Origin of the sequence: Wocania arenilitoris, from assembly GCF_021728535.1 — a bacterium.
GTDB lineage: Bacteria > Bacteroidota > Bacteroidia > Flavobacteriales > Flavobacteriaceae > Wocania_A > Wocania_A arenilitoris.
Window position 1 is genome coordinate 1 of the sequence record NZ_JAKKDU010000034.1, and the last position, 2,320, is coordinate 2,320.

2 protein-coding genes are annotated in these 2,320 nt (G+C 29.0%); both read right to left on the bottom strand.

All coding sequences use genetic code 11. The annotated features are described in order from the left end of the window. Positions 1–131 precede the first annotated feature (131 nt). The gene (locus L3X37_RS15170; protein WP_237241014.1) at positions 132–1,220 is read right to left on the bottom strand and encodes a DUF6438 domain-containing protein; all 1,089 of its coding nucleotides are present in this window, start codon (positions 1,218–1,220) and stop codon (positions 132–134) included. A 159-nt stretch (positions 1,221–1,379) separates the two neighbouring features. After that, a complete protein-coding gene (locus L3X37_RS15175; RefSeq protein ID WP_237241015.1) occupies positions 1,380–2,189 on the bottom strand; it encodes a hypothetical protein in 810 nt (269 codons plus the stop codon). Positions 2,190–2,320: the final 131 nt, after the last annotated feature.

Consider the following 2,320-nt stretch of genomic DNA (forward strand, 5'->3'; position numbering starts at 1 on the left):
AGTAGCAAATAAGTTACTAAAACAAGCTTTTGCCATTGCAAAAAGTGGATTGCCTTACGATGAAAACTTTGTTTCAAAATTAGCTTAATAATGCTTGTTTTTTAACTCAGTTCTTTGTTGGCTGTAGTATTTTATTTCCATTCCTGATTAAATCTCATATTAAAAAGGGTGTCATAAATATTCTTTAGTCCATATGTTCCGCACATTCCATAATCTTCTATTGATTTAGTATTTTTATTGTCATAAGTAATTTTAATTTTACAATAGGAGGTATGCAATCTATTATCCGAATATCTATCTTGCAGATTTGGAAAATCAAGATAATTTAATTTGCTTATCAGTTGATTGTATGCTTGGTCATTTAATTTAGCTTTAAAAATTCCTTTTATCTCTGGCAAATTGTCGTCACCATATTCTGATGTTTTCTCATAAATGGAATTTCCACTTATAGCATTAAAAGTTACTGATTTGTCATTATTAATAATAATTTTAAAATATGGACATTCTCCAAAACAGTCCTCAGTCTCAAACTCAATTTTTTCAATACCATAATTTTTGGGGTTTTTATTGTATTCTAGGAACGAGTTGAATTTGTAAATCAAATCAATTACTTTATTCTCAGAAACTTTCTCTTTCTTAATCCAATGATAATTTGCTGGTTCGTGAATCTCTATTATTGGTTGACCATATTTTTTTGAAAATTTTGGTACGATAGAATTGTCCAAAGCTCTTATAACTAAATCAAAAGGTTTTATCGAGTCATTACCATAATTCATGAAGCAGTATGCACTGAAATCACATGAACGTTGCGATTGTTTATCTCGTAAACTAAAACTGCCACATCCTTTATTATCTCCGATGACTAAAAGGTCAGTGAAACCATTATTGTCAAAGTCATTCTTATAAAAACTTTCGGTAATGTTTAATGAGTCCGCTATGATTTTTGTTAAGCTATCTATGTCAAATCTTGAGTCTCTATCAAATTCATTTATTTTTTTTAGCTCAAAATTTCTAATGAAATCTTGTTTTAAATTGTCAGTCTGTAATCGAAAATATTCTACTATCGAAAAACTTAAATTCCTAATATAATTTTCAACTTGCTCTTCAGTATGCAAACTGTCAATTATTGTAGAAATTCTATCTTTTTCATCATAACCAATCTTGTTTTCCTTGCAATTTGAAAACAAAATTAGTAGTAAAAAGCACGATAATGATTTCATAGTTTGTTTTGGGTCAATATTACAGCCAACGGTTATGTATAAGAATAGTGCGGTTTTGTATGCGAGGATTTTCCGCAGGAAAATCAGATGTAACAAAAGCGCACGAACTCTAGATTAAGCACTAAACTACGCATTATTTTTATACAATGTTGGCAATAGTTATTTTTGGTTAAATTTCTCTATTTTCTGTTCAATAAATAATTCCTCAAAATCTTTTAATTTTAAATTTTTTATATAATTTAAATCTTTATTATCAATTCCAAATATTAGGCTTGAGGACGAAATAAAATATGTTTTTATACTGTCAAGTTTTATTTTTATTTTGTCTTTACCAGTTTCTGTCACCAACATTGAAATTTGAATGGACGTTTTTCTGTCAGGGATTTTAAGGTTAGTAATATATTTGTTGCTTTTTTTAAATTGAAATGTCTCAATTTTAAACATCTCTATGAATAGGCTATCTTTTTTAATTTCAAATTCACGTTCATAATTAGATTTTAAATTCAATTCTCCAATTTCTCCAGGTAAAGTTGTGGCGATAAAAGAAAATGAACAAGTTCCAATAATTATTGACTTTGGAAGAAAATTAATTTGTTTGATTTCTGTTGAAATTTTGATTCTATATTGATAAGAAAGAGGTAAAATAAAAAGCGCAATTAAATCTGAATAATCCACAACACGATTTATTCCGATTCCGACACTATTCAGGTTGTCAATAACAAATTGAGAAGAACTGCTTTTCCAAAAAATAAATAAAATTCCAGTCAGAATGTAAATCGGTTTAACCTTACCTTTGAAAAATAGGCTTACAAAATAAGGGAAGGCAAAAAGTCCGACAAAATCAGATAGTTTTCCCGTCAGATAATTATGAAAATGATATTTTAAATAAAAGTCGTTGAGTAACAATAAAGCAACTGAAATCAAAAACAATTTTCCGTATATCAGATTTTTTGGTTGTGATTGGTTCATAATTATTGCCAACGTGTTTGGCTATGGTTTCGTTGCGTAAAAATCCGCGAGGATTTTCCGCCGTAAACCGAAGATAGCAAATTTGCGAGGACTTTCCGAGAGGAAAGTCAGAAGCAATGAACTATAGCCGG

Bases quoted from the DNA above. Each gene is read 5' to 3' on its own strand.
- L3X37_RS15170 (WP_237241014.1), bottom strand. From the start codon at position 1,220: ATGAAATCATTATCGTGCTTTTTACTACTAATTTTGTTTTCAAATTGC.
- L3X37_RS15175 (WP_237241015.1), bottom strand. From the start codon at position 2,189: ATGAACCAATCACAACCAAAAAATCTGATATACGGAAAATTGTTTTTG.